At 46.0% G+C, this 26,633-nt stretch carries 24 protein-coding genes; 17 read left to right on the top strand and 7 right to left on the bottom strand.

Annotated features, from left to right (window positions below; all coding sequences use genetic code 11):
• Positions 1-5: 5 nt before the first annotated feature.
• Both KOD92_RS11240 and KOD92_RS11235 read right to left on the bottom strand, forming a co-directional pair.
• The gene (locus tag KOD92_RS11240; RefSeq protein WP_229254635.1) at positions 6-386 is read right to left on the bottom strand and encodes a hypothetical protein; all 381 of its coding nucleotides are present in this window, start codon (positions 384-386) and stop codon (positions 6-8) included.
• Positions 387-397: 11 nt separating this feature from the next.
• A complete protein-coding gene (locus KOD92_RS11235) occupies positions 398-946 on the bottom strand; it encodes an RNA polymerase sigma factor (protein WP_215234290.1) in 549 nt (182 codons plus the stop codon).
• A gap of 436 nt (positions 947-1,382) precedes the next feature.
• Between KOD92_RS11235 and KOD92_RS11230 the strand changes: the two genes are divergently transcribed.
• A complete protein-coding gene (locus tag KOD92_RS11230; RefSeq protein ID WP_215233670.1) occupies positions 1,383-1,748 on the top strand; it encodes a hypothetical protein in 366 nt (121 codons plus the stop codon).
• Between the two features lie 75 nt (positions 1,749-1,823).
• Here KOD92_RS11230 and KOD92_RS11225 read toward each other — a convergent pair whose 3' ends face one another.
• Together KOD92_RS11225 and KOD92_RS11220 are read right to left on the bottom strand one after the other, a co-directional pair.
• Positions 1,824-2,861, bottom strand: a complete 1,038-nt coding sequence (locus KOD92_RS11225; protein WP_215233669.1) for a Gfo/Idh/MocA family oxidoreductase — start codon at positions 2,859-2,861, stop codon at positions 1,824-1,826.
• Positions 2,862-2,922: 61 nt separating this feature from the next.
• The gene (locus tag KOD92_RS11220; RefSeq protein ID WP_215233668.1) at positions 2,923-3,876 is read right to left on the bottom strand and encodes a sugar phosphate isomerase/epimerase family protein; all 954 of its coding nucleotides are present in this window, start codon (positions 3,874-3,876) and stop codon (positions 2,923-2,925) included.
• A 122-nt stretch (positions 3,877-3,998) separates the two neighbouring features.
• Between KOD92_RS11220 and KOD92_RS11215 the strand changes: the two genes are divergently transcribed.
• The 8 genes from KOD92_RS11215 (at position 3,999) to KOD92_RS11180 (ending at position 13,750) form a co-directional block, all read left to right on the top strand.
• Positions 3,999-5,285, top strand: coding sequence for a Gfo/Idh/MocA family protein (locus KOD92_RS11215; RefSeq protein WP_215233667.1), 1,287 nt, complete (start codon positions 3,999-4,001; stop codon positions 5,283-5,285).
• 116 nt (positions 5,286-5,401) lie between these two features.
• Entirely contained in the window at positions 5,402-5,833 is a 432-nt protein-coding gene (gene tsaE / locus KOD92_RS11210) for a tRNA (adenosine(37)-N6)-threonylcarbamoyltransferase complex ATPase subunit type 1 TsaE (protein WP_215233666.1), read from the top strand.
• Positions 5,834-5,865: 32 nt separating this feature from the next.
• Positions 5,866-7,092, top strand: a complete 1,227-nt coding sequence (locus KOD92_RS11205) for an alanine dehydrogenase (protein WP_215233665.1) — start codon at positions 5,866-5,868, stop codon at positions 7,090-7,092.
• A gap of 131 nt (positions 7,093-7,223) precedes the next feature.
• Complete coding sequence (locus tag KOD92_RS11200; protein ID WP_215233664.1) at positions 7,224-7,628, top strand: hypothetical protein; 405 nt, start codon at positions 7,224-7,226, stop codon at positions 7,626-7,628.
• Positions 7,629-7,770: 142 nt separating this feature from the next.
• A complete protein-coding gene (locus KOD92_RS11195; protein WP_215233663.1) occupies positions 7,771-8,208 on the top strand; it encodes a hypothetical protein in 438 nt (145 codons plus the stop codon).
• 152 nt (positions 8,209-8,360) lie between these two features.
• Positions 8,361-9,275: an ABC transporter ATP-binding protein gene (locus KOD92_RS11190; protein ID WP_215233662.1), complete on the top strand. Its 915-nt coding sequence runs from the start codon at positions 8,361-8,363 to the stop codon at positions 9,273-9,275.
• 30 nt (positions 9,276-9,305) lie between these two features.
• Positions 9,306-10,631, top strand: coding sequence for an ABC transporter permease (locus KOD92_RS11185; RefSeq protein ID WP_215233661.1), 1,326 nt, complete (start codon positions 9,306-9,308; stop codon positions 10,629-10,631).
• Between the two features lie 143 nt (positions 10,632-10,774).
• Positions 10,775-13,750 carry a glycosyltransferase family 117 protein gene (locus tag KOD92_RS11180; protein ID WP_215233660.1) on the top strand — a complete coding sequence of 992 codons (2,976 nt, stop codon included), beginning with the start codon at positions 10,775-10,777 and terminating at the stop codon, positions 13,748-13,750.
• Positions 13,751-13,816: 66 nt separating this feature from the next.
• On the opposite strand, the gene KOD92_RS11175 is transcribed toward KOD92_RS11180, so the two are convergent.
• The 3 genes from KOD92_RS11175 to KOD92_RS11165 all read right to left on the bottom strand — a co-directional run bounded on the left by KOD92_RS11175 (position 13,817) and on the right by KOD92_RS11165 (position 16,939).
• A complete protein-coding gene (locus KOD92_RS11175; RefSeq protein WP_215233659.1) occupies positions 13,817-14,983 on the bottom strand; it encodes an endonuclease/exonuclease/phosphatase family protein in 1,167 nt (388 codons plus the stop codon).
• Positions 14,984-15,095: 112 nt separating this feature from the next.
• On the bottom strand, positions 15,096-16,262 hold the full coding sequence (gene dnaJ / locus KOD92_RS11170; RefSeq protein ID WP_215233658.1) for a molecular chaperone DnaJ: 1,167 nt from the start codon (positions 16,260-16,262) through the stop codon (positions 15,096-15,098).
• A 44-nt stretch (positions 16,263-16,306) separates the two neighbouring features.
• Entirely contained in the window at positions 16,307-16,939 is a 633-nt protein-coding gene (locus KOD92_RS11165) for a nucleotide exchange factor GrpE (protein ID WP_229254634.1), read from the bottom strand.
• Between the two features lie 111 nt (positions 16,940-17,050).
• On the opposite strand from KOD92_RS11165, the gene queG reads away from it, so the two are divergent.
• The 8 genes from queG (at position 17,051) to KOD92_RS11125 (ending at position 26,631) form a co-directional block, all read left to right on the top strand.
• Positions 17,051-17,998, top strand: a complete 948-nt coding sequence (gene queG, locus KOD92_RS11160; protein ID WP_215233657.1) for a tRNA epoxyqueuosine(34) reductase QueG — start codon at positions 17,051-17,053, stop codon at positions 17,996-17,998.
• Positions 17,999-18,076: 78 nt separating this feature from the next.
• On the top strand, positions 18,077-18,490 hold the full coding sequence (locus KOD92_RS11155; protein WP_215233656.1) for a DUF1761 domain-containing protein: 414 nt from the start codon (positions 18,077-18,079) through the stop codon (positions 18,488-18,490).
• A 758-nt stretch (positions 18,491-19,248) separates the two neighbouring features.
• Positions 19,249-22,377 carry a SusC/RagA family TonB-linked outer membrane protein gene (locus KOD92_RS11150; protein WP_215233655.1) on the top strand — a complete coding sequence of 1,043 codons (3,129 nt, stop codon included), beginning with the start codon at positions 19,249-19,251 and terminating at the stop codon, positions 22,375-22,377.
• Between the two features lie 19 nt (positions 22,378-22,396).
• Positions 22,397-23,980 (top strand): SusD/RagB family nutrient-binding outer membrane lipoprotein, encoded by a 1,584-nt coding sequence (locus KOD92_RS11145; RefSeq protein ID WP_215233654.1) that lies wholly within the window; start codon positions 22,397-22,399, stop codon positions 23,978-23,980.
• 128 nt (positions 23,981-24,108) lie between these two features.
• The gene (locus tag KOD92_RS11140) at positions 24,109-24,861 is read left to right on the top strand and encodes a hypothetical protein (RefSeq protein ID WP_229254633.1); all 753 of its coding nucleotides are present in this window, start codon (positions 24,109-24,111) and stop codon (positions 24,859-24,861) included.
• 35 nt (positions 24,862-24,896) lie between these two features.
• Positions 24,897-25,100, top strand: coding sequence for a hypothetical protein (locus KOD92_RS11135; RefSeq protein WP_215233653.1), 204 nt, complete (start codon positions 24,897-24,899; stop codon positions 25,098-25,100).
• Positions 25,097-25,546, top strand: coding sequence for a PIN domain-containing protein (locus KOD92_RS11130; protein WP_215233652.1), 450 nt, complete (start codon positions 25,097-25,099; stop codon positions 25,544-25,546). Before KOD92_RS11135 ends, KOD92_RS11130 begins: the two co-directional genes overlap by 4 nt.
• Positions 25,547-25,758: 212 nt before the next feature.
• Positions 25,759-26,631 (top strand): ThuA domain-containing protein, encoded by an 873-nt coding sequence (locus KOD92_RS11125; RefSeq protein WP_215233651.1) that lies wholly within the window; start codon positions 25,759-25,761, stop codon positions 26,629-26,631.
• Positions 26,632-26,633: the final 2 nt, after the last annotated feature.

The raw sequence follows: 26,633 nt of genomic DNA, 5'->3' as shown, positions 1-26,633 counted from the left end.
TGTACTTACATATTCTCTGGCGGCTTTCCGCAACGCCGCCGCATTTCCTGTTTGAAGCGGATTCTGTCTTCCGGCGTCATTTCCTTCCATTTGTTTCGCCAATAGCCAAACCGCGCCCCGCCGCCCGGCATTTCCGCGCTGCCATTTTTCCAGTTTCCCCAGTTGCGCGGGCCTCCGCCCGGCCGCCCGAAATTTCCGAAAAGAATGCGGCAAAGCACCAGCAGACCAACCGCCTGCCAGTAAGTGATATAGTTAACGTCCAAAAGCGCGGGCAAAATGGCATTCCAGAGCCACCTCACCACCGCCCCGAGCAGGAGTGCTGCAAGAAGCGCGAATAAGGGAAAGAAAAATGCAAGTCGCCTCCGGTTCATACCTCGCTGGTTCATGATTGACAAATTTAATAATTTACAAACTCCCGGTAAACCGTTTCGAGCCGCTCACGCAAATGCTTGACGGCATATCTTTTCCGGGAAATTAATGTTTTGATATTTTCGCCTGTACGGTCGGCGATTTGCTGAAAAGTCTCGTCTTCCAGCTCATTCCAGACAAATACCTGGCGCTGGTTCTCGGGAAGTTCTTCCAATGCAATGGTAAACTGCTCCCAAAACAGCTCTTTCAGGTAGGCGGTTTCAGGTGAGTTATCGTCTGCAAGCAGAATCTCCTTGAAGCTGAACTCGCCGTCTTCATCTTCGTAACCATAATCTTCCAGGAAATCGGGCTTTTGTTTCCGGTATTTATCAATGATCCGGTTGCGCGCCACGCGGTACAACCAGCTTCCTACCTGCTCAATCGCCTCGATCTCGGGTACACTGCTCAGCTGGTACCACACATCCTGCAAAATATCCTCCGCATCCTCGTCCGTATTCACCCGCTGACGAATGAAACCCAACAGCTGCTTGCTGTACGCGGTGACGGTTTGAATGATATTTGGCTTTTTCTGCGACAAGACTTTGGATATATGGATATACAGACGGATAGCTGGCGGAATTACTTTAATGTTTTTGCCACGAATGCACGAATGTCCACGAATATTCGTGCGCATTCGTGCATTCGTGGCATTGATAAAGATTTAAGTTTATTCTATTTCTAGAAAAAATACAACGAATAAGAATTGTACTATTTAAATCTATCTGTCAAATTTCAAACGACTTGTTGCACTTTTGTTATAATCATAGGATTATTCTAATGTTTATAGATAACTACAAAAAGAACTTTTAATAACTCAAAACCAGCCTGTTGACATTGGATAGCATTGTAGTGTACCTTTGAATCATCAAAACAGAAAATAAGAGCAATCGGAATTAGTTTTGAAAGTCAGAGTAGAGTAAAAACATTGAAAATATAAATAGTACAATTTACTATCACATTAAACATTCAAAAAAATGAAAAAGACAATTTTGGCAATCGCAGTTTTGGTGGGAGTATCAACTGCAAATTTTTCGGTAGCTGCTGACAAAGCAAAAGAAGCAAATGCATCTATTGAAGTTGTTGCTGCTGGTGAGCTTAAATTCAAATTGAAATTAGACGGCGTTAAAGAAAGATCTACGGTATCTATCAAAGATTTCAGTGGAACAACAGTTTACAGCACTTCAATCCCTAAGTCTGAAAGCTACACGAAAATTTTTGACCTGTCTAACCTTGCTGACGGATCTTACAGCTTTGTGATCAGCAACGGAAGCGAAGTTTCTACAAAACCTTTCTCTATCTCGACTGAAACCAAACGTCAGGTTACAGCGGTAGTAAAATAATATTAAGATTTGTTGATCAAGTTATTGAAAAGGCAGCCCGGTTTGAGGCTGCCTTTTTTCGTTTAATGCTTGTTATCAGTAATTGAGCACCTTTTTCTCGTCACTGCTCTGAATCGCAAGATCGATTACCCGCGTTGTGCGAAGAATTTCTTCCGGTTTCACGGCCAGCTCTGCATTGTTAACGATCGCGTCGTAAACGTTTTGGTAAAATGAAGCATAATCTCCGGCCTCACTTTCAATGATCGCAGATGCTCCCTCGCTATACAATGTACCCCAGCGGTCTTCGGGTTCAACGCCCCAGGGTTGGGTATCCGGTAAAATATCTTTCCGTAAAGTCTCTTCCTGCGGATCCAGGCCACCTTTTATAAAAGATCCTTTCGTTCCGTGGAGCACGTAACGCAACTTGTTTTCATAGACCATCAGACTTGATTTGACGATCACCAGTTTGTCTTTGTAGCCTAATCTGATGTCAAAATAATCGTCGATCTCGCTATTCGGGCGCACTGCTCTCACATCGGCGGTAACGGTTTCGGGCTCGCCGAACAAAACCAGCGCCTGGTCGATCAAATGCGGGCCGAGATTGTAGAGGTTACCACCCACCGGAACCTTCTTTTCTTTCCAGGATTCGGTGGGTACCACTTCACGGAACCGGTCGTAGCGGCTTTCGTATTCGACAATATCACCGAGTTTACCTTCGGCAAGTAGTTTTTTAAGTGTCAAAAAATCAGAATCCCAGCGTCTGTTCTGGTATGCGGTCAATACCAATCCTTTCTCTTCTGCCTTGGCAAAAAGTTGCCGGGCTTCTTCTTCCGTGGCTGCAAACGGTTTTTCTATTACTACATGCTTCCCGTTTTCCAGCGCATCCATCGCGTAGGGAAAGTGGGTTTCGTTGGGAGTGCAAATGAAAACGAGGTCAATTGATTCGTCGCTCAGCAGCTCGTCAACGGATCTTGCATTACCGATCTCGGGATCAAATGCCTGCGCATCGTTTTTAGTTCTTTCAACAACCGTTTTGATTTTAAAGCCGGGATTGGTACTCAGGAAAGGGGCGTGGAAATACCTTCCCGACAATCCGAAACCAATTAAACCGACATTCAGGATTTTTGAAGACATAGTTGTATTTAATTATTTTAGACTGAATGCAAATGTAACGCTGGTGACGATAAAACACAGGCTAAGCCTCCGCCCACAGGTCTTTTGCTTTTTGAAGATCCCTTTTCATCGCGTCAAAAACGACTTTTTTATCAACCGTAATATTGAATGCGCCCTGATCTGCGCCGCCGAGCGGATATTCGAGGTGCAGGCAGATAGGTACATCTATCTGATTGTCTTTCAGTAATTTGAAGTAGGTTTTAAAATCTACCATTCCTTCTCCTAGCGGTACACTTTTCGGCCCCCATTTTCCATTGTTTTTCTCCCAAATAAAATCTTTGAGTACAATCGTCCTGATACTTGGTTTGATCAGATTAAAGCCGGTTTGCCAGGATAAACCGCCTTCGAGCGTGGCGTGCCGAATATCATATTGCGCGCCCATAGTTTTGGGGTTGGCTTTTTGAAGGATTTGCCAGATCTCAAACATCGACGCGCCTACTAGCCTTCCTGCGTGGTTCTGGTAGCATCCAACGAGGTTCAGCGTCTCATTCAATTTCCCTAATCCCGTCATTTTTCCCTGGTATTGTTCCAAAAGCTGCGGAATGTTTTGCTGCTCGTTGTATTTGTACCAGTTCATCCGGTAGTATTTAAAACCCAGTTTGGACGCAGTTTCCAGCAATTTTTTGTCAATCGGGTTGGTCGCATCTTCTACTGCTGTGCAAAACATCGATGGAGAAAACCCCACTTTTTTCATCGCTTCGACAGCCAGCGGAAGGTCGGTTTCCACTTTTTCAGGCAATACGTGACCTTTCGGGCGTACAGTGAGGTCAATTCCATCAAACCCGATTTCCTTCGCCACTTCCGACATATCCTGGAAATTCAGGAATTGCAGGTGTTTTGAGAAGATATTGATTTTAAGATTTTCCGCTGGCCGGCTCAGTGGCGCGGCTATGGTTTCATTCAGTATCAATGGCGCTGCTGCACCTGCAACAGCCGTTTTTATCAAAAATTCACGGCGGGAAATAGATGGGATCATGGATTTTTTGGATTAACAAAACAACATAAAACTGCTGGCACTTTACAAAGACGCGCTTTTCAGTAGAAATACTGACTTTTAGCTTTATTTTACTTGGTATGAGGACATTTCGACTAAAAAATATGGATGCAGAAAGTATAAACCGGAGAGATTTCTTAAAGGCGGGCGCGGTCATTTCGTCTTTCATGATCGTGCCGCGGCACGTTTTAGGAAAAGGTTTTACAGCTCCGAGCGACAAGATCGTTTTCGGATTCATCGGATGCGGCCGGCAGGCGGGCGGGTTGAGGAACCGTTTCATGGCATTGCCCGATGTGCAGGTCGTGGCGGCTTCGGATGTGTACCCGGTCAAATTGGAAACGTTTGTGGCTCAGGCTAATAAAAGCTATGCAGAGAAAACCGGGAAAGCGGATTATAATGCCATGCAGGGTTTTGCTGATTTCAGGGAGATATTAAACAAAAAGGATATTGACGCGGTCGTAATCGCTTCGCCCGATCACTGGCATGCGTCGATGTCAGTAATGGCGGCAAAAGCGGGTAAGGATATATATTGTGAAAAACCGCTGTCGCTGACCGTCAGAGAGGGTAGGGCAATGGTGGACGCGACCCGCAAGAACAAGCGCGTATTTCAAACAGGCAGTATGCAGCGGTCTGCGCCGGAATTTACAAAAGCAGTTCAGCTCGTGAGAAGCGGGGCGATCGGCAAAATCGAGAAAGTATATATTAATGTAGGCGGGCCGCCAAAAGTCTGGGATTTGCAACCGGAAACTGTGCCGGCTGGTCTTGACTGGAAAATGTGGATGGGGCCGAATACCATCGAGCGCCCGTATAATAACCAGCTTGCGCCTGCAATGGATGCGAAATTTTGGCCAGCGTGGCGGAATTATGAAGAATTCGGCGGCGGCGGTATGACCGACTGGGGCGCGCACATGTTTGATATTGCGCAGTGGGGATTAGATATGGACAACAGCGGACCAGTCGAGCTCATTTACTCAGACCCTCAGAAGGGAATGATATTTAAATATGCAAATGGCGCCGAAATGATCCATAGGCCGATGGAAGGAAAGCAGCATTGTCATTTTGTAGGATCGGAAGGTGAGGTATTCGTGGCGAGAGGAGAGCTGAAAACTACGCCGGAAACGCTGAAAGACAAGACTTTTGCAGAGGGTGATTCCAATGTGTATGTCAGTACCAGCCACTATCAGGACTTTATCAATGCAATCCGCAGCCGCAAGCCACCGATCTGCGACGTGGAGGTGGGGCATCGGACTGCGTCGGTCTGCAATATCGGAAACATCGCTTACAAGCTGGGTCGCTCCTTAAAATGGGATCCTGCTAAGGAAAATTTTATAAAAGATAAAGAGGCGGATCAGCTTTTGGGGAGACCAATGCAGAAAGAGTGGAAAGTGTAGCTGCACCGTAGATATTGAAAAACCGGAGACTCCTTGGGGCTCCGGTTTTTTTGTTTTAACACAACAACACATTTCCGAATGTGCCCCGGTTCTTTCAAAATGTGTATTTTTGTAAAATGAGCAAACTGCCTGTCACGATCCAATTCAGTACCCTCGACGAGCTGGACCAAGTAGCCTCCGAGTTGATGAAATTGGGCAGGGATATTCCTGTCTGGCTGTTTGACGGACATATGGGCGCAGGAAAGACCACTTTGATCAAAGCACTTTGCCGGTACCTGGGCGTCACTTCCCATGTGCAAAGCCCGACTTTTTCACTTGTAAATGAATATGCAGCGGGCAAGGACACGATTTATCATTTTGATTTTTACCGTATCAAAGACGAAACCGAAGCGCTGGATATGGGCGTAGAAGAGTATTTCGATTCCGGATCCTATTGCTTCGTGGAGTGGCCGGGAAAGATTGAGTCGCTCTGGCCGGCCAGATACCTGCATCTCAACCTGCGTGCAGAAGAAAGCGGCACCAGAATATTAGAAGTATTAAAGGCATAGAAGGTTATATATAGATTCACTTTCTTCATTCAATGGCGCAACCACAGATTACCGGCTTTGAAGAGCTAGCCAAGCAGTCGATTTTGTATCCCCAGGAATCGTTAATGGCTGTTAAAAAGGATCAGAATTCATTGCATATCGGCTTGCCGAAGGAAGTTTCTTTACAGGAAAACAGGATTGCGCTGACGCCAGACGCGGTGGGTATCCTGGTCAGGAACGGGCATGAAGTGTGGGTGGAGCGGGACGCGGGCAAAGGGGCTAATTTGTCGGATCATGAATACAGCGAAGCGGGTGCCAAGATCGTCCAAACGCCCGAGGAAGTGTACCAGGCGAAGGTTATCCTTAAAGTGGAGCCTCTGGTAGAAGATGAATTCCGGTATGTAAAATCGGGTACTACATTAATATCAGTTTTGAATCTGCCGGTTCTTGAAAAGAAATATTTTGAAAAACTGAATGAACTTAAAATAACCGGAATAGGCTACGAGCTTATTGAGGATAAAGTGGGTGGCAAGCCTATTATCCGTGCAATGGGCGAGATCGCAGGAAGTACTGTTCTGTTGATCGCCGCGGAGTATTTATCCACTCCAAATGGCGGGAGAGGCATTATCCTGGGTGGTATTACCGGCGTGCCGCCGACCAAGATTGTGATCCTGGGCGCAGGTACCGTTTCCGAATATGCGACGCGCGCTGCGATCAGTGTCGGGGCAGATATCAAGGTTTTTGACAAACATATATACAGGCTCCAGAGACTGAAATATGCGATCGGGCAAAATCTTTACACTTCTATTATTGACTCGGATATTCTGGCTGAAGCGATTGCCAGGGCAGATGTTGTGATCGGCACGATGCGTGCCGAAAATGGACTTAGTCCGCTCGTGGTAACCAAGGAAATGGTGTCGAAAATGAAGCCGGGTTCGGTGATTATCGACGTGAGCATTGACCAGGGAGGATCTTTTGAAACTTCCAGAATGACCACGCACAAAAACCCGATTTTCCGGTATAACGATGTGATCCACTATTGCGTCCCGAATATTCCGTCGCGCGTGGCGCATACTGCCAGCAATGCATTAAGCAACGTTTTTCTTCCATTTTTACTCCAGACCGGCACAATAGGCGGGATTGAGGAAATGATTTATGCAAACCGTTGGTTTATGAAGGGGGTATACTGTCACAAAGGCACCCTGACCAATTCCCACATAGCCCGGAGCTTCAATATGAGGTACAAGGATCTGACATTACTGCTGGCAGCGAGGATGTAGTTAGTTATTGGCTATTAGCTGTTGGCTGTTAGCTGTTAGCTATTAGGTTTTGGGGGAATACTAATTGAATAGAATTTAATGTACAATAAAAGGCTGATAGCTAACAGCTAAAGGCCAACAGCTAACCAACAATGATCAACAACAGTAACGAAAACTCCCTGATGGATGATGCCAATTCTCCGGAATTGAATCGGAAGTTGATGGGGAATATATCTCAGGATTTTATTAAAGTGGCCGATCAACTTAAAGAGGCTTCTTACCAGATCCGCAAACGCGGATTTTCCGAACATCCGATTTTTGCAGTTACCAATAATGAAGTGGAGCTCGGCGCATTACTGATCGATTCGCAGGAGCTATCGAACGTTTTTTCGTACCGCGCTTCCTTTATGCAGGAGTTTGTAGACAGGAAACTGATCGGGGAGGAGTCGGTGCCATTATTTACCGAAAACTTCAAAAACCCCGACGAATACTGCTGCCTTTTTGCATTGATCGGCGAGTTTTCCGGTTTCGTATTTGTTCCTTATCCCGAAGACTGATTAGCGGTTTCCTGTACTTTATCCCGGTTTTACGCCGCTAAGTAAACAATAGCGGTAGGTTGCAGAATGTGGCAGTTGGTTTGGGAATAATATGATTAGTTTTAGTCACTGTTGTTTAAATAACCATTTCAGATATTACCCTATGGAATCAAAACTACCCCTGGAAAAAGAACTGGAACCTATCTTCCTTGTCAAATTTCCCCCTTTCTCAGAATCTGTTAAAGAGTTTCTGGTACAGTACGGTCCTTATTTCATTCTTGTTCTATCCGTCATCGCGGTTTTCGGCTTGCTTGTCGCTTTCGGTGTAAGCGGCGCGGCGCTTGGAATGGGCGCGGTGGCTCCCGGCATTGGGTTCAACTTTTACCTGAGTATTGCCTTAGGGATTGTCACCCTGATCATGTATCTGATGTCGTTTTCTCCGCTGCGGGCGAGGAAGCGCGCGGGCTGGAACCTGCTTTATTATGCATTATTAATAGGAATAGTGAGTAACCTGATCCAGCTCAGTATCCTGGGTGCGTTGATCGGAGCGGTACTTGGGTTTTGGGTTTTATTTCAAATCAGGGAGAAATACATATACTGACAATATCCGGAGGTACATTTCATCGAGCGAGCGGTTTTCCGCCCGCTTTTTTATTTTGCCACTAATCAGTCAAAATGCGCTTTCTTACTTGTAACTTTAATCATACCCCTCTACTTTGCATATTTGGGGCCTAATCACGGATTTCTCAACTTATGAATATTATTGAAGTCAGGAATGTCACGAAGGAATATTCCAACCATATTGCCCTCGACGACGTCAGCATTTCTATTCCCAGAGGACAGATTTTTGGTCTTCTCGGGCCAAACGGTGCCGGCAAAACTTCGCTGATCCGTATTATCAACCAAATCACAGGTCCGGATAAAGGCGAAATATTATTTGATGGACAAAGGTTGAACGACAGTCATATTTCCAGGATCGGCTACCTGCCGGAAGAACGAGGACTTTATAAAAAAATGAAAGTAGGAGACCAGTTGCTCTATCTGGCCCAACTAAAAGGATTATCCCAAAAAGAAGCACTTGAAAAGCTGAAAGTCTGGTTTGTTAAATTCGACATTAAAACCTGGTGGGATAAAAGTGTTTCCGATCTCTCCAAAGGAATGCAGCAAAAGGTGCAGTTCGTTTCAACCGTGCTGCACGAGCCCGATCTGATCATTCTCGACGAGCCTTTCTCCGGTTTCGATCCTATTAATGCGAACCTGATCCGCGACGAGATTTTAGAACTAAAACAAAAAGGCAGTACGATCATTTTTTCAACCCACAGAATGGAAACCGTGGAGGAACTTTGTGACCATATTGCATTGATACATAAGTCGAAGAAAGTGCTCGACGGACCGAAAAACGTGATTAAGGAGCAATTCAAGACACATACCTATTTTGTAGAATACCGCGGTTCACTTACCGGCCAGAATGGTTTTTACGAAGTCTCTGCTGAAAAAGAGCTGGAAAACGAGTACCGGCGCGCTACCATTCACCTGGAAGAAAACAGGAGCCCGAACGAGCTGCTCGCCAGTCTATTACCTTATGTCGAGATCCGGTCTTTCGGGGAAAATATCCCGAGTATGAGCGAAATCTTCATGCGTTCCGTCAACGAAATACCCGAGGCCTGACCGTTGCTTTATCATCTAAAAACCTTCACAATGCGAAATATTTTCCTTGTTATCAAAAGAGAATACCTGGTTAGGGTCAAGAAAAAGTCGTTTCTGATCATGACCCTGCTCGGCCCTTTGCTGTTTGTGGGCTTTTACGCCACGGTGATCTGGGTTGCGATAGGTTCGGTGGATACCAAAACGGTGCAGGTCCTCGACGAAAGCGGGCTGTTTCGTAACGAATTCAAAGATTCTGAAACGCTCCATTTCGATTTTATCAATGGCAATATAGATTCTGCCAAAACGGATTTTCGCAAGACGGAGGCGAGTGCATTGGTATACATTCCCAAAAACGTGATCAGGGAACCTAAAACGGTGCGGATATACGCTTCTAAAAACGTAAGTCTCGACTTGAAATCGGAGATCGAAAAGGTGATTGAGAAGCAGATTGAAGATATTAAGCTTTCAGAAGCTGGGATTACGCACAAGATCCTCGAAGATTCGCGGGTTAATGTAAGCTCCGAGACGATCAGTCTGAGTGAGGAAGGGGAGAAAAACAGCAGCTCGGCCGCGGCTACGGCGATTGGCGGCGTTTGTGCGTTTCTGATCTATATGTCGGTTTTCATCTATGGAACACAGGTAATGCGCGGGATTACCGAAGAAAAAACGAGCCGCATTGTCGAGGTGATCATTTCTTCCGTAAAACCTTTTCAATTAATGCTAGGTAAAATCATCGGTGTCGCACTGGTGGGACTGACCCAATTTTTACTCTGGATCATATTAACCGTCGGATTGACCAGCGCCACTTCGGCGATCGTGAGCAGTCAAATGTCAAAGGAATCGCCTCAGGTACAGCAGGAAATTGAGAAAATGCAGAACGGAATGCCGGGAAGGGGAATGCCGGGAAATGCGGTTGAAAATCCGATGGCTGAGATCCTTGGTGCTGTCAATAGCCTGAATATCCCGCTGATCCTGGGCTGCTTCCTTTTTTACTATCTGGGAGGCTATTTATTGTACAGTGCATTGTTTGGCGCGGTGGGGGCGGCCGTGGATAATGACGCGGATACCCAGCAATTTATGCTTCCTATCACGCTCCCGATCATATTCTCATTCGTATTCGCCCAGTTTGTACTCCGCGATCCTGACGGCAGCCTCGCCTTCTGGACTTCCATTATCCCATTCACATCGCCGATCATCATGATGGTACGGATACCATTCGGGGTGCCCGCCTGGGAGATCGCCTTGTCGATGGTTTTACTCGTGATCGGTTTTATGGGCACCACCTGGCTTGCGGCGCGTATTTACCGGGTTGGTATCCTGATGTACGGAAAAAAAGTGACTTATAAAGAGCTCGCCAAGTGGATTTTTTACAAATAGTTCTTAACACTTTTTAAGAGACGGAAAATCTTGACCTTGTGGTAAATTTGCTAATTTTGGCCGATCATTGATAAAACTGCTCCAAAAGAGTTACCATCTTTGCATATTTTGCATATAACCTTTTCAAATTTACCGTCTTTCAGATGACCCGTTTTAACCGTTCCAACAACCTTGCGGGTTGGATTGTATTCGCAATAGCATTCATCACATACGCACTTACAGTTGAACGAACCGCCAGTTTTTGGGACTGCGGCGAGTTCATTGCCTGTGCATTTAAATTACAGGTGCCCCATCCTCCAGGAGCACCATTTTTCCTTTTAATAGGCAGGCTGTTCTCACTTTTCGCATTTGGTGATCTGTCCAATGTCGCGTATTGGGTCAATATGGTATCTGTACTGAGCAGTGCATTCACGATCCTTTTCCTGTTCTGGACCATTACGCTGCTTGCCCGCAAGTTTGTTGCGAAAACTGAAATTGAAATGACCAATGCCGATACGATCCTGGTGATCGGTGCTGGTTTGATCGGCGCGCTGGCTTATACCTGGTCTGACTCGTTCTGGTTTTCTGCGGTTGAAGCGGAAGTATACGGAATGTCGTCGTTTTTCACGGCTATCGTAATTTGGGCCGTATTCAAATGGGAGCGTGTGGAAGATCCTGCTGCTGAAAACCGCTGGCTGATCCTGATTGCATACCTGGTAGGACTTTCAATCGGTGTCCATTTGCTGAACCTGGTTACTATCCCGGCGCTTGCATTGGTTTATTATTTCAAGAAATACCCTAAAACGAGCGTTTTTGGTGGTATTATGGCATTTGCGGGCGGATTGGTTATCCTGGGTATTATCAACTCTGGTATCATTCCCGGCTTACCGAGTATTGCGGGTAAATTTGAGATTTTCTTTGTCAACTCACTTGGAATGCCCTATAAATCGGGCGTGATATTCTTCATCATTATCTTTATCGGCGCCCTGATCTGGGGGATCCGCTATTCGCACCAGAAAGGAAATGTGTTGCTGAATACCGGCTTGCTTTCACTTGCTTTTGTATTGATCGGCTACGCCAGTTATCTGATGGTACTGGTTCGTGCAGAATACAATCCGCCTATTAATGAAAACAATCCGAATGACGTACTGAGCTTTGTTTCTTACCTGAAAAGGGAGCAATACGGAAGCCGGCCTTTGCTATTTGGTCCGTCTTTCGTTTCCCGGCCGGTAAGTCAGAAACGCGGTGCACCTATGTACCGGAAGCAGGACGGAAAGTACGTCATCTACGATTACCGACCGGAATACGAGTACGAGCCGGGCAGTAGCATGCTCCTGCCGCGTATGTACAGCACCCAGCCCGGCCACCCGCAGCTATACCAGCAAATGACCGGCCTAGCCGAAGGGCAAAAACCGACGATGGGGCATAACCTCTCGTTCATGTTCTCCTATCAGATCGGGCACATGTACTGGCGCTATTTCCTCTGGAATTTTGTAGGCCGGGAAAGTGACGAGGAAGGCGCGGGCAATATGCTGCCGTGGGATGCCGGCAAGAAATATCCCGAGCCGATCGCGAACAATAAGGCACACGACAACTTCTTCATGCTGCCATTTTTGCTTGGTCTTTTTGGCGTGGTGATGATGTATTTCAGGCAAAAACGCGACCTGCTTGTATTGGGACTACTGTTTGTCCTGACCGGCGTGGCACTTGTAGTGTACCTCAATTCCCCGCCGACTGAGCCGCGTGAGCGTGATTATATTTATGTAGGATCATTCTATATTTTCTGTATCTGGATCGGATTTGGCGTATTGGCTATTGCCGATGCGATCAGCAAGTTTGTTTCAAACGCATCTTCAAGAGCTGCGATCGCAACGGGCGTTGCGCTGGTAGTGCCGGTGATTATGGGCGTAAAAGGTTGGGATAATCATAACCGTAGCCACCGATACCATTCTGTTGATTTTGCCAAAAATCTCCTCAATTCCTGCGCACCGAATGCGATCCTATTTACGGGCGGGGATAACGATACTTTCCCTTTATGGTATGTTCAGGAAGTGGAAGGTTTCCGTACTGATGTGCGGGTTTGTAACCTCAGCTTACTCGGTACCGACTGGTATATTGACCAGATGAAGCGTAAGACATATCTATCGGAGGCGCTTCCTATTTCTTTGGATAAAAACAATTATGCGTTCGGTAAAAATGATATCGTGCCTTTTTACGAGATTCCCAGCGTAAAAAATGGCATTAACCTGAAAGAATATCTTGGGTTGGTGAAGCAGGAAAACAAAGCGATCCAGGTTCCGTTGACCAGCGGGGATATGACTTCGATCCTGCCTTCTTCGGTATTGTTCCTGCCCGTGAATGCGGAGGCGGTGAAGAAGATGAATATCATCAAATCTGACCTGATACCATTTGTAAGTGACTCTATCAGCTGGACGATCGGGAAAGGTGATTTATATAAATCTGACCTGATCATGCTGGATATCATCGCAACCAACGACTGGCAGCGTCCGATTTACTTCTCTTCTACTTTGGGCGGATCGAGTTATCTGAACCTGAAAGAATACATGCAACTGGAAGGTTACGCATACCGTTTACTGCCCGTAAAAGTGCCGGGTGCAACCGACGGTTACGTGAATGCAGATGTGATGTACAATAATCTGATGACGAAAATGTCATGGCGTGAGCTAGATAATCCGAATACGTATTACGATAATACATACCTGGGTTCGCCGGTAGCAACCGCTAGAATTGCCTTTTTGAGATTGGCCGGCCAGCTTTTGGCAGATGGTCGCAAAGATGAAGCTAAGAAAGCGATCGACAAGTCACTGGCGACCATGCCGGACAAGAGCATTCCTTATGATCAGTTCTCAGCCAACTTTATCGGACCGTTATTTGATCTAGGTGAAGCTGCACGTGCATTGAAAATCGCGGATACGATGGCACTTCGCGCTGACGAGGTACTGACCTGGGCCAAAGAAAACGGCACCACCAAACGCCGTGACAGCAATGTGTATCTGTATATCCTGCAAATCATCGTGCAGGAATGCCGCGAAGCGAAACAGGAAGTGGCTGCTAAAAAATACGAAACGATATTCCAGAAACACCTGGCCGCATTCAATATGTACGGTGGCGGGCAGTAATCTTCGACTTCGCTCAGACTGACACGCTCGGTCTGAGCGCACCGGGGCCGCTGGTCGGCCGAAGAGTTAATCCAGCTCTACTTTCACCCAAACTAAACGGTGATCAGAGCTGGATTCTCTTTTTTCTACCAGCTCAGCCAACGGTTCTCCCACTGCGGGCCAGAAAACGCCGCTCTTAATAACCTTAAAGCCTTTTTTGGAAGGAAGCACATAGTCGGCACGCATGCGCCAGAATGCTGTGTGGTTTTTAGCAAATACATTGGAACTGCTATGCTGCGCCCCGCCGCTGCTTGCTGGCGGCATTTCATTGTTGACTTTCGGATGTGCTAATAAAGCACGAATTCCCTCACCAATCGCATTGCCTTCGTCGGGAGAAGCATTCTGATCTCCCAGAATTACGAATGCGGCATCGGTAGCCAGGCCGCCTTTTTTACCCTTATCATCATAAATATAAGCGCCGTCGCTGATGTAATCTTTCCAGAAACGGATCTCATCGTGGTTCCGCTTCCCGTTCCGATCTTCCGCGCCGTCGAAGGAAGGCGGGGTAGGGTGGCTGGCCAGGAAATGGATCGTCTTTCCTCCAACTTGTACCGGGATATCCCAATGCGATTTGGAAGAAAGCGGGAAAAGAGCCCAGGCTTCGGGAGTATACCAGTCGGAACCATCGGCATTCGTCGTTTTCAGCGCGCCGGGCATATCTTTCCATTTAAAATGTTGGAAAGTTCTGACGTTCGCAGTGTCAATTGGAAAGCGCGAAAGTAACACCATTCCGTATTGTCCGGGATAATTCCCAAAGCCCCACGCATCGGCACCATATTGCTCGGCTTTTCCATTCCGGTCCAGATCGAACGGACTCGGCTGGCCGGTATTGACGGTTGAATAGTAATAATAAGGATAGTCGATTCCTTTTACGCCTTCGGAATCGTTTTTCAGGTAGTTCCTGATAAATGCGCCTGCGCCCGCATTGCCGTCCTGGATATAGTCAAATTCGTTTAGCAGAATTACATCCGGTCTGACAATCTTAATGATCTTCGCGATATTCCTGATCTGCTGATTGGTGCCTGACGCAAGTTCTTTTACCAAAACCTGCTCGGAAAGTCCTTTTGTACCTCTTGGATAATAATTTTCAGCTTCCATACTCACATTGTACGTAGCGAAAGTAATGTCGGCGGACTGCGCCTGCATGATAATCGGGCTGGTAGTAAGCAAAAGTGAAAGGAGTGAATTTTTCATTTATTTAAAAAACGTAATGATTGTCAACGAAGCGTTAATAACTGCTTTATGAATCTGGAAACAAAAAAAGCCGCCTCAGGTTCAGAGGCGGCTTCGTATTTTTTGTATGATATCAATGAAAAAAGTCTTTCATTTTGTCAAAAAAGCCTTTTTCATTCTTGCCCGGCTTAGGCTGGAAGTTTGGTGAGTGACGCAATGCTTCCAAAGTTTCACGCTCGTCAGAAGACAATTGCTGCGGTGTCCACACATTAATATGAACCAGCTGGTCGCCTTTTCCGTAACCATTCAGATCTTTAACGCCCTTGCCTTTCAAACGAAGGATTTTCCCAGCCTGCGTGCCCGATTCAACGGTAATACGCGCTTTTCCGTCGATCGTCGGTATCTCAACAGAAGTACCCAAAGCTGCGTCAATAAAGCTGAGGTGCATGTCGAATATGACGTTGTTTCCGTCGCGTTTCAATAATGGATCCTCTTCCTCTTCGATCACGATCAGCAGGTCGCCTGCCATTCCGCCACGCGTAGGTACATTACCTTTGCCCGACATCGATAGCTGCATTCCTTCTGCTACGCCACCAGGGATATTGAGGGTGATCAGATCGTCCTGCAACAATCTGCCTTCGCCTGCACAGGAGTCGCAACGTTCGCTGATGATCTTGCCGTCGCCGTTACAGGTCGGGCAAGTGCTCGTCGAAACCATCTGGCCCAGCATCGTGCTCACTACTTTGCGAACCTGTCCGGTACCGTTGCAGCTGTTACAGTTCGTCAGGGAAGTACCGTGTTTCGCGCCATTTCCACCGCAGGTATTGCAGGTAACGTGACGTTTTACTTTAATTTTCTTTTCAACACCATTGGCAACTTCTTCCAGGTTCAGTTTCAGCTTGATCCGCAGATCTGAACCTTTACGAACCCGGCGACCGCCGCCTCCGCCCTGGCGACCGAATATGTCCCCAAACGGGCTGCTATCACCGAATATATCTCCGAATTGAGAGAAAATATCATCCATCGTGAAACCGCCGCCGCTGAATCCGCCTGCGCCGCCTCCACTCGCTCCACCCACACCCGCGTGACCAAACTGATCATAGCGTGCACGTTTATTTTCGTCGCTAAGAATGCTGTAAGCCTCCGCTGCTTCCTTAAATTTATCCTCCGCGGTAGGGTCCTCCGGATTTTTATCCGGGTGAAACTTGATTGCAAGCTTTCGGTAAGCTTTCTTAATGTCCTCTGCCGCTGCCTTCCGGTCTACGCCCAGTACCTCGTAATAATCTCTTTTCTTTGCCATTATTTTTTGTAATGTAACATGTAAAGCGGCTGTGCAATCTTGTATCAGGCGCCCACGATCACTTTCGCGTAGCGGATCACCTTATCATTTAAATAGTATCCTTTCTCAATTTCATCAATCACTTTGCCTTTTAAATCCTCAGAAGGAGCAGGGAACTGTGCGATCGACTCGTGAATTTCAGCATCAAAGGTTGCACCCTTAGATTCCATTGGTTTTAATCCTTTGGATTCCAGTGCTTTGAATAACTTATTGTAGATCAGATCAACACCTTCTTTCAATGCTTCCACATCCGTTGAAGAATCGAATGAAACCTTTGCTCTTTCAAAATCATCCACGATCGGGAGGATCAGCTTCACCGTGTCTGCGCCTGCGCCGGAGATCATTTCCAGTTTTTCCTTTGCAGTTCTTCTACGGAAATTTTCAAAATCGGCATAAAGGCGAATGTATTTATCCTTCAACTCGGCGATCTCGGTCTTAGCAGCTGCCAACGGATCGGTGTCAGCAATTTCGGAAGGTACTTCGCCTGTTATTTCCTGTCCTGCATTGTCCAGCGGGACGGAATTGGAAATTTCATTGTTTTCACCTGTTGCCGTGTTGTCAGTTTCTAATGGCGCATTTTCCTCGTTCATTTCGTAATTTTTGTCTTGATCTATATTAAATTCTTTGTTTTCAGCCATAATTCTTAGCATTAACGTGACTTATGCAATGCCCCATTAAGAGTAAATTATTTTGCCAGAGCTAAATTACTGACAAGATGGCATTTTACAATCAATTTGTAAATTTGCAAGATGACGACCGCAGATCTAGTAAGCCAGGAAAGGAGTGAGTTCGTGAAGAGGAAGGCGACGGAAGTAGGTTTCGACTTCTGCGGGATCTCCAAAGCCGAATTTCTGAAAGACGAAGCGCCGAGGCTGGAAAACTGGCTGAAAAAAGGGCAGAATGGCGCGATGGGCTATATGGCCAACCATTTTGACAAGCGCCTTGATCCGACCAAATTGGTGGAGGGCGCTAAAAGCGTTATTTCCGTACTCCTCAATTATTATCCCGAAAAACGCCTGCCCGAAGGAGACGAAGACCTCAAAATCTCCAAATACGCTTACGGGACAGATTACCATGTTGTACTGAAAGAGAAGCTGGCCGCATTAATGCTTGCGATCAGCGAAGAGGTGGGCGAAGTAAATGGACGCGTGTTTACCGATTCGGCGCCGGTGATGGACAAAGTGTGGGCTGCAAAAAGCGGACTGGGCTGGGTGGGCAAGCATTCGAACCTGCTGAACCGCGACATGGGCAGTTTCTTTTTTATAGGAGAAATCATTTGCGACCTTGAACTGGCACCCGACGGTCCGGTCCAGGATTATTGCGGAACCTGCACCCGCTGCATCGATGCCTGCCCGACCGATGCGATCACGGAACCGTTCGTGGTGGACGGTAGTAAGTGCATCAGCTACTACACGATCGAACTGAAAGAGGCAATACCGGAGGACGTGCGCGGGAAGTTCGACAATTGGATTTTTGGCTGTGATATCTGTCAGGATGTGTGTCCTTGGAACCGGTTTTCGAAGCCGCATACCACACCAGAATTCAACCTGCAGGAAACGGTGGCAGGCTATCAAATGAGCGATTGGCTGGAAATTACGGAGGAAGTGTTTAAAGAAATTTTCAAACGGTCGCCCATAAAAAGGGCCAAATTTGATGGTTTGAGGCGGAATATAGATTTTGTTATATCCTCTAAATAAAAAGCACAACTAATAGGTAATCCTTTTATATTTGGGCTCGGGAGTTCCTTTCGATGACTGAAAAACACACTCAATATTATGAGAAAACAATCTGTCAATCTTTGGGCCGTGCTGGTGTGCGTAGTGATAGGGCAAGTGATTCCGGCTTTATGGTATGGCGCATTTTCTGATACCTGGATAGCGTTGAACGGATTCACACCGGAGCAGATCAAAGCAGCTACAAGCCCGGCTCCTTATCTCGCAAGTATCGTTTCTTCTTCTTTCACGGCGTATACGATCGCCTGGGTTTTTACCAAAATCCCTGTTAAATCGTCATTCGCCGGTCTCCTGATCGGGCTGCTCTTTGGGGTAGTCTTCGTCTTGCTGGAAACCGTCGTGAAGGATATGTTTTCTTTCAAACCTCTGCTATTATCACTGATCGACGGCGGTGTAAGTGCTATCGTTTATGGTATTACCGGTAGCATCCTTGGTGGCTGGCGCAAATACGAGTAGGCAGCGACTCTGTCTCTTAGCTTTATCTTCTTTTAATACTAGTTCTGGTAATCACCGCATTAATCCGACAGCTTAATCTATGCTGTTTTAGGTGGACTTTGTGCTAACATTGCCTTATTATCACATAATCTATACAAACCATAGATTATGGAGCAGCGTCTTCGAGCACGCAGTCAAAATATTCCGTACTTATAAATGTTTCTTCGACAAATAATATTTTACGGCAATGGAAAAGTTCAGCTTTTGATACCTGAAATTGCATTTCAGCCGGAATATTAGTTTAGTGCAATTAAATTTTTCGAAATAAATTGTTAGTGTTGTGAAATACATTTAAATTTCACCGAATTAAAGAATGCCGAATATTCTATAAGGTCGGTATACTTGATAATAAACCCGGATTCTCTCAACAAGAATATTACATAACCTTCCAGTATCCCGGCACGGGTAGCTCACTACGAAGGTTAAACAGAGCAAAATTCACTTACACCGAATAATATTCCGTCCAAGAATTCGGTAGAGGAAGAAATTAAAATATTTTAAAATATTGCGCTGCGCATTGCAGGTGAAGATCTTATTTAATCGATTGTTTAACCTCTAATTTGCCAAAGTACCGCTTGCCTATGATTTAATACTCTACGTCCCCTAACAGAATAAGTGCTTTATAGCTAACCACTTTAAGGCTTTCAACGCTTTGATCATCCTTCCGGATGTATGGAGCCTCCATGCCAAATTTTTCTTAACATTTAACAACAATCATTATGAAAAGAAAGCAAGAAGTAAAGTGTCCCATGTGGATGAAACTTACTTTTTACCAAATGGTCCTTCTTTCAGCTTCCGTGGGCGCATCGTTTGCTGCACCTATGACGCTGGGGAACAATTTGAAAGTAACCGTCAAACCACGCCTGAATGTAAAACCTGTTACAGGTAGAGTAACCGACAGCAAAGGCGAGGCTGTGCCGGGGACTACTGTTTTGATCAAAGGAAGCGAAACAGGTACAATCACCGATGCCGAGGGTAAATACACGCTCGACGTTCCGAACGACGGGACGATTCTGGTGTTTTCGTCAATAGGTTTCAATAGCAAAGAAGTTACAGTTGGGGCGCAAAGTACCTTGGATGTGGTTCTCGAAACATCCTCTGCTGTGCTTGAAGAAGTAGTGGTAACAGCACTTGGTATCCAGCGCGATAAAAAAGCACTGACTTATGCAACCCAGCAAATAGGCGGTACCGAATTGCGCCAGGCTGCCAATACCAACTTTGTTGATGCCCTTAACGGTAAGGCAGCGGGTATTGATATCAAGGTAAGTAGCTCAGGTGCAGGTGGTTCTACGCGCGCTGTTCTTCGGGGAAATAAATCGTTGCAGGGTTCCAGTGAGGCGCTTTATGTAATTGATGGTATTCCTATGGTGAATAACAAAGGCGGGCAGCCGGGTTCTTACGGCGGAACAGATGGAGGAGACGGACTTTCTGCTATCAACCCTGCGGATATCGAAAGTATCAGCATTTTGAGAGGAGCGAATGCGGCTATTCTTTATGGTAGCCAGGGTGCAAATGGTGTGATTTTGATTACAACCAAAAAGGGACAGGAAGGAAAATTGTCTGTGGATTTCAATTCCAGCGCAGTTTTGGAGCAAGTATCCGGTCTTCCTGATTTCCAGTATCGTTATGGTACGGTGGGTGGAGATTACAGCTGGACTCCGGTGGGAACTCCTGAGGTTAAATCAGACAGTTACCAGAAAGATTATATCAAAGATTTCTTCCAGACCGGGGCTACATTTACCAACTCGGTATCAATCACCGGAGGGAATGCGAAGACGAACGTTTATTTTTCTTACGCCAATATTTCGTCCAAAGGTGTAATGCCAACAAACACCTACAATAAGAACAACTTCTCGTTCAGACAAAGCACCAGGCTGCTGAAAGACAAGATCACGATCAGTTCAGGGGTGATTTTATCTGCGGAAACATCTAAAAACCGTCCGGGTGCAGGTTACTACAACAACCCGCTGACGGGGCTGTACCTGTTTGCCAGAGATCGTGACTTCAATAGCTTCAAAAACGGGTACTCCTTATTCAACGAAGAACGGAATATGGATAAAATGAACTGGTATTCGACCGAAGAGAAGCAGAACAATCCTTACTGGGAATTGAACAAAAACCCGAAGCTGCAAACGTACAGAAGGATCATCGCCAATATGAAGCTGTCGTACGACATTCTGGAAAACCTGAAATTCGAGGTAAGGGGTAATATCGATTATAATAATGTACTGGACGATAAGCGTTACGCGGCGGGTGGTAACTCAGTGAGTGTGAGCCCGAACGGTACCTGGGCTTATAACAAATACACAGATCAGGCAATTTACACAGATGGTATCCTGAGCTACAATACTAACTTTGGGGATTTCAGTGTGAATGCATTGGCTGGTCTCAGCTTCCAGAAAAATACGTACTTCGATGGGCTGAGCGTTGCAAACGGTACGGTGTCGCTTCAATATCCGAACGTATTCACATTTGCGAACATGCCTTACAATGTGATTTTCAATAATCACCCGGATTACAGCAAAACCGTTAAGCAAGGCGCATTCGCTAACTTGTCACTTGGGTTCAAGGATTTCCTCTTTCTGGATCTGGCCGGACGTAATGACTGGGCTTCTACGCTGGCGCTTACCGGTAACCAATCTTACTTTTACCCATCTATCGGTGGATCAGCAGTAATCAGTCAGATGATTGATCTGCCTCAGGCGATTTCATTGCTGAAAGTAAGGGCTTCGTTCTCGCAAACTGCCAACGAAGTACCATATAACAGGGTGCTTCCATTGAGCACCATCGGCGGAGCGGGCGGACCAACGGGTATTGGTGGTATCAACAGACCTACGCAGGTTCCGTTTACCAACCTGAAACCTGAAAAAATCGTAGCGAATGAATATGGTCTTGAAATGAAATTTTTCAAAAACCGGTTAGGCGCTGATTTCACTTACTACAATGGCGCGAGTACCAATCAGTTCCTTTCGCTTGCAGCGCCGTCGGGTTCAGGATATACGACCTATTTTGTGAATGCAGGAAGGATCGAAAACCATGGATTTGAGTTTACGCTGAATGCTGAGCCTTTCCGCACCGACAATTTTAGCTGGAACACGACAGTAAATGCTTCTCAAAACAAAAACAAGATCGTAGAACTGATCACTTCAAACCCTAACTATCAGGTGGGTGGCGACGATGAAGGTTTTGCGTCGATCATCAAAGCAGGTGGTTCTTTCAATGATGTATACATTTTCAAGTTTGCAAGAAACGATGCAGGAGCGATCATTCTGGACAAAAATGGCGTTCCTACCAAAGCTGCCAAGCAGGAACTGGTGGGTAATGTAAACCCTAAGCTTCTTTTGGGATGGACGAACAATGTGAGCTATCGCAACTTCTTCGCAAGCGTTCTCGTGAATGGTAAATTTGGTGGTGTCGCATTCTCCAAAACTGAGGCATTCCTGGATTCTTACGGTGTAAGTGAAAAATCTGCCGAGGCGAGAGATGCGGGAACAATGGCCATTAATGCAGTTACACCTGAGGGTGCGGCAGTTACTTCCATTGCTCCGTACACGTACTATTCTGCGATCGGTGACAGAAACAAGATCATGGAACCTTATGTGTTTTCAAGAACCAATGTCAGACTGGGACAATTTGTAATCGGCTACAACCTGAAAAGCAAAGCTGCAAACCCTGTATTTAGAGATGCTTCTATCTCATTCGTAGGCAGGAACTTGTTCTTCTTCTACAAAAAAGCACCTTTCGATCCGGAACAGGCGATGACTACCAACAATGCGATGCAGTCTACCGACGTGTTCGGTTTGCCCGCAACAAGGTCTTACGGCTTGAACCTAAAGGTTACATTCTAAAAACTCTAAAATCATTGATATGAAAAAAATATTCATTGCCCTGGTATCACTGATCGCGTTCGCGGCGTGTACAGACAATTTTGAAGAGATAAATAAAAACCCGAACCAGATTTCAGACGAGTTGCTGAAGCAGGATTTCAACCTGGTAGGTTCACCGTTTTCCAACATGATCTTCAATCTCAACGGTCACCAGATCGAAGAGGATCTTTGGGCTGACAACTGGATGGGATTCATGGGAACACCTACGGATTTTGTTGGTAATGTAAACAATACCACTTACTACATTCGCTGGAACACCTATTGGGACCGGGTATATGGTAGTGTAATGTCCCCAGCAAAACAGGTGATCCAGCTAGCGGCTGACAATAACCTGCCGCTGTTTGCTACATGGGCTAAATTGATCCGTATTGCTGCAATGTCCAAGTTAACAGCAGCGCACGGGCCGGTCATTTATTCTCAATATGGTACTACTGCCAATTCGATTTTGTACGATAAAGAATCCGAATTGTACCCGATGTTTTTCAAGCAGCTCGATTCTATCCAGGTTGATCTTGCAGCAAATAAAGAGTACACCGGGTTCAGGAAATTTGATCCGACAGCTTACGCAGGCAGTATTCCCCGGTGGCAGAAAGTGGTTAACTCGCTTCGTTTGAGATTGGCAATGCGCCTTTCAAAAGTAGATCCTGCGCTGGCGAAAACCGAGGGTGAAAAGGCTATGGCTGATCCTGCCGGCTTGATCACGACCAATGCTGACAATTTTATTAATTCCCTGAACGGTGCAAAAATCCCCGTGGCTCAGATTTCTTATGAATGGGATGATACCCGCATGGGTGCGCCGATGGAATCTTTCCTGGTGGGTTTAAAAGATGGGCGAATCTCGCAATTCTATGCACCTATGTCTGCGGCGAACGCTGCGTTGTATAAAGATCACCCAACTGTACCTTACAAAGGGATCCGCAATGGTGCTTTTATCAAGGCGAAAGCAGATCACGTACCTTTTTCGAAAGTGGCTGAAAGCTTTCAGACTGTGCAAACCAGAAGGAATTTTACGGCCGCCGAAGTTGCTTTTCTGAAAGCAGAGGCTGGACTCAGAGGCTGGGCAGGTGCAGGCGATCCGAAGACCAATTATGAAAATGGCGTTAGATTGTCATTCGCTGACTGGGGTGCAGGCGGCGTAGATGCTTACCTCGCGGACGCAACGAGCAAGCCGATCAATTACGTTGATCCGATCGATGCCCGTAACAACTTCACTGCCTCTTCCACCATTACCGTGGCCTGGAACAATGCAGATTCGAATGAATTGAAACTGGAAAAGATCATAACCCAGAAATACATTAATACTTTCACCAATACAATGGAAGCGTGGGTGGATTTCAGAAGAACCGGTTATCCTAAAATCCCACATGTGGCCAAAAATGACAGCAATGGAGATTGGGGTATTATTCCGGCGAATGAATGGATCAAAAGAATGCCTTTTGTGAATGCGGAAAGAAATGGCAATACTGCTGCCGTTGCAGATGCGGTAACCAAAATGGGCACGGGCGCAAAAGATGATATTGCAACGCGTTTGTGGTGGGATACCGGCAAAGTTGCCAACTTCTGACACGCAGCAACTCAGTATTTAACTCATTTTTTAATATGCTTAAAAAGCGGCAGGGGATCCAACTTCCCTTGCCGCTTTTGTATTATTATGCTACCTGGTAATCGATATTGACCTAAAATTGGATAGTTTTGGCAACACAATTCCTGATGCGCTCAACGATGACAAAAGCACTGATCCTGCTGATTTTGACCCTTATGCTGCCTGTTTTGCATACTTATGCGCAAAATCGGGCGGGTGCGGAGTGGAAAAAAGATAGGGTTGAAGATACGGTTACGGTCAAGGAAAAGGACGCTGAAAAGCATTATGTGCCCACTTGGCAATTCGGGTTGAATGGCGGGTTGGCAAAACGACTTTTCAGGTCGGGAATAATCCCAACTTCGGCAGAGGAAAAATACATTGATGATCTGAAATCGGGTATTTCCTTTGGCGCAAATGCCTCCTACTTTTATTGGAAGCAGATCGGTTTCGGATTGGTTTTTGATCGGTATCAGAGTAAGGCTACTTCGGAAGACGGCCTGACGGAAAGTGTACTGATCCAGCATTTAAGCGGCGCGGTGAGTTACAGAAGTGTTTTGAAAAGCTTAAAAACTTCCGTGATCAGTTCCTTTATGCTGGGTTACCAGCCTTATCGGAACAAGGCGGTAGCAAATGCGGAGCAGCTCACATTTTCCGGAAATACGATGGGGTGGGGACTGAGTGTTGGCATTGAGCGCAGGCTGGGTAATCGCCTCGCATTAAACCTGACCGGCAGCGCCATGATGGGGGCTATTTACCGAATGAAAAAAGAAACCCCTCTTCACACAACAGTCCTGCATTTATCGAAAGATGATCACGTAGATTTATCCAGAGCGTCACTGACATTGGGGCTGCGGTTCTTTTGAGTTATTTTGTTAAATTTGATTAAAACAGATTCATCATGGTAATTGAAAGAACTGACAAAGAAGTAATAATCAGGCTGCCGGCTACTGTTGACATTGAAGATCTTCAGGAGTTCGTTCATTTCGCGCGCTATAAAGAACTTACTTCCAAATTCCGGGTAGACCAGGAGGAGGTTGATGAGATGGCGAGCAGTATCAATGCAGGCTGGTGGAAAGAGCACGGCAGCCAGCACAGCAAATGAGGATCGTCGTAGACACTAATATTGTTTTCAGCGGAATATTAAACTCTTCAAGCCGGATTGACCATATTTTGATTAATTCGAAGAAGCATTTCGAATTTTTTACCTGCAATTTTCTGGAAGCTGAAATATCAAAGCATCAGGGAAAGCTATTAAAGCTTACTAAACTGGAACCTTACGAGTTAGCCGAACTACAAAAACTCGTTACCGCAAACATTATATTCATAAATGAGCAACTCATTCCGCCGGTAGAAATGCTGAGGGCTGAGACACTTTTAATGGATATAGATATCAACGATACTCCGTTTGTTGCCCTCACCAATTACCTCGATTGCAAACTATGGACCGGCGATAAAGTGCTGATCGAAGGGCTTCGCGACAAGGGGTACGAACATACGATCACTACTTCCGAACTTTCTCAATTACTGTCGGAATTCGAAATACGCTGAGGCACTATCCTGTTTTTGCTTTTAACCAGCAATAACTTGCATGCGTATTTCTAATCAATATTATCACTAAGTAAGGGAAAAATTGGATTTGCGAGTCTGATGTAGGGAGGCTGCGGAGTTGGACAATCTTAAAATTACATGAAAGGTGTGCCGCAACCCGGGTAGTATTCCGTTATTTTGGATTTATAATTCTAAACTCTTAATAGCCTGACATGAATAAATTTCGTACCTGCCGCCTTATATGGCTTCTGATCTGTGCATTATCAATAAATATCTTCACAAACAGCGGCGCTCAGGCGCAGAAAAAGAAACCGGTAGTTGTGTTCGTTACCGGCGATCATGAATATAGCGGAGAAGAAACGTTGCCGATCGTAGCAGCCGAGCTGGAAAAAAATTACGGGATGAAAACGATTTTCCTGAAAGCAAAAGACGGTCCTAATGATGAAAAAAATATCCCGGGGCTGGAAGCATTAAAGGATGCGGATCTTGCCATTTTCTATCTCAGATGGAGACAGTTACCCAAGGAGCAGCTTGCTCATATTGATGCTTACTTGAAATCCGGGAAACCGTTAATGGGCTTCCGGACAACTACGCATGCATTCAATTTTCCAAAAGGACACGAAAGTGAAAAGTGGAATGCATTCGGAGAGTTTGCACTGAATTCGCCTCCGGGATGGGGCGGCGCAGCCAAGCACACGCACTATGGACACGAAAGCAGCACGGATGTAACCGTAAATCCGGACCAGGCCAGCAACCCTATATTGACCGGCGTAACCGGCCCGTTTCATGCCAGATCGTGGCTGTATCGCGTCCTGCCGGATTATCCTACCAAGGGCTCTACTTTACTTTTGACAGGTAAAGCCGTGAATGCAGACAAAGAAGCGATTGAAAATCCGGTTGCGTGGACAGGTACCAATTCATTTGGGGCCAAAATTTTCATGACGACCCTCGGGCATCCAGACGATTTTAAACTCGAACCTTTCCAGCGACTGATTATCAATGCAATACACTGGGAGCTCGGTAAGCCGATCCCGAAATGGAAAGGCAAAATGAATATCGACGTGACCTACCGCACCGCAAATTAGTA

It is taken from the genome of Dyadobacter linearis (genome assembly GCF_907165045.1).
Classification (GTDB): domain Bacteria; phylum Bacteroidota; class Bacteroidia; order Cytophagales; family Spirosomataceae; genus Dyadobacter; species Dyadobacter linearis.
The sequence above is the reverse complement of the archived record's forward strand: the minus strand, read 5'-3'. Positions and strand labels throughout refer to the sequence as shown.

Excerpts from the sequence above, each read along its gene's own strand:
- dnaJ (WP_215233658.1), bottom strand. The coding sequence starts at position 16,262 with ATGGCAAAGAAAAGAGATTATTACGAGGTACTGGGCGTAGACCGGAAG.
- KOD92_RS11230 (WP_215233670.1), top strand. The coding sequence starts at position 1,383 with ATGAAAAAGACAATTTTGGCAATCGCAGTTTTGGTGGGAGTATCAACT.
- KOD92_RS11225 (WP_215233669.1), bottom strand. The coding sequence starts at position 2,861 with ATGTCTTCAAAAATCCTGAATGTCGGTTTAATTGGTTTCGGATTGTCG.
- KOD92_RS11205 (WP_215233665.1), top strand. The coding sequence starts at position 5,866 with ATGGCGCAACCACAGATTACCGGCTTTGAAGAGCTAGCCAAGCAGTCG.
- tsaE (WP_215233666.1), top strand. The coding sequence starts at position 5,402 with ATGAGCAAACTGCCTGTCACGATCCAATTCAGTACCCTCGACGAGCTG.
- queG (WP_215233657.1), top strand. The coding sequence starts at position 17,051 with ATGACGACCGCAGATCTAGTAAGCCAGGAAAGGAGTGAGTTCGTGAAG.
- KOD92_RS11200 (WP_215233664.1), top strand. The coding sequence starts at position 7,224 with ATGATCAACAACAGTAACGAAAACTCCCTGATGGATGATGCCAATTCT.
- KOD92_RS11145 (WP_215233654.1), top strand. The coding sequence starts at position 22,397 with ATGAAAAAAATATTCATTGCCCTGGTATCACTGATCGCGTTCGCGGCG.
- KOD92_RS11215 (WP_215233667.1), top strand. The coding sequence starts at position 3,999 with ATGGATGCAGAAAGTATAAACCGGAGAGATTTCTTAAAGGCGGGCGCG.
- KOD92_RS11180 (WP_215233660.1), top strand. The coding sequence starts at position 10,775 with ATGACCCGTTTTAACCGTTCCAACAACCTTGCGGGTTGGATTGTATTC.
- KOD92_RS11240 (WP_229254635.1), bottom strand. The coding sequence starts at position 386 with ATGAACCAGCGAGGTATGAACCGGAGGCGACTTGCATTTTTCTTTCCC.
- KOD92_RS11135 (WP_215233653.1), top strand. The coding sequence starts at position 24,897 with ATGGTAATTGAAAGAACTGACAAAGAAGTAATAATCAGGCTGCCGGCT.
- KOD92_RS11150 (WP_215233655.1), top strand. The coding sequence starts at position 19,249 with ATGAAAAGAAAGCAAGAAGTAAAGTGTCCCATGTGGATGAAACTTACT.
- KOD92_RS11130 (WP_215233652.1), top strand. The coding sequence starts at position 25,097 with ATGAGGATCGTCGTAGACACTAATATTGTTTTCAGCGGAATATTAAAC.
- KOD92_RS11220 (WP_215233668.1), bottom strand. The coding sequence starts at position 3,876 with ATGATCCCATCTATTTCCCGCCGTGAATTTTTGATAAAAACGGCTGTT.
- KOD92_RS11195 (WP_215233663.1), top strand. The coding sequence starts at position 7,771 with ATGGAATCAAAACTACCCCTGGAAAAAGAACTGGAACCTATCTTCCTT.
- KOD92_RS11165 (WP_229254634.1), bottom strand. The coding sequence starts at position 16,939 with ATGGCTGAAAACAAAGAATTTAATATAGATCAAGACAAAAATTACGAA.
- KOD92_RS11190 (WP_215233662.1), top strand. The coding sequence starts at position 8,361 with ATGAATATTATTGAAGTCAGGAATGTCACGAAGGAATATTCCAACCAT.
- KOD92_RS11155 (WP_215233656.1), top strand. The coding sequence starts at position 18,077 with ATGAGAAAACAATCTGTCAATCTTTGGGCCGTGCTGGTGTGCGTAGTG.
- KOD92_RS11175 (WP_215233659.1), bottom strand. The coding sequence starts at position 14,983 with ATGAAAAATTCACTCCTTTCACTTTTGCTTACTACCAGCCCGATTATC.
- KOD92_RS11185 (WP_215233661.1), top strand. The coding sequence starts at position 9,306 with ATGCGAAATATTTTCCTTGTTATCAAAAGAGAATACCTGGTTAGGGTC.
- KOD92_RS11125 (WP_215233651.1), top strand. The coding sequence starts at position 25,759 with ATGAATAAATTTCGTACCTGCCGCCTTATATGGCTTCTGATCTGTGCA.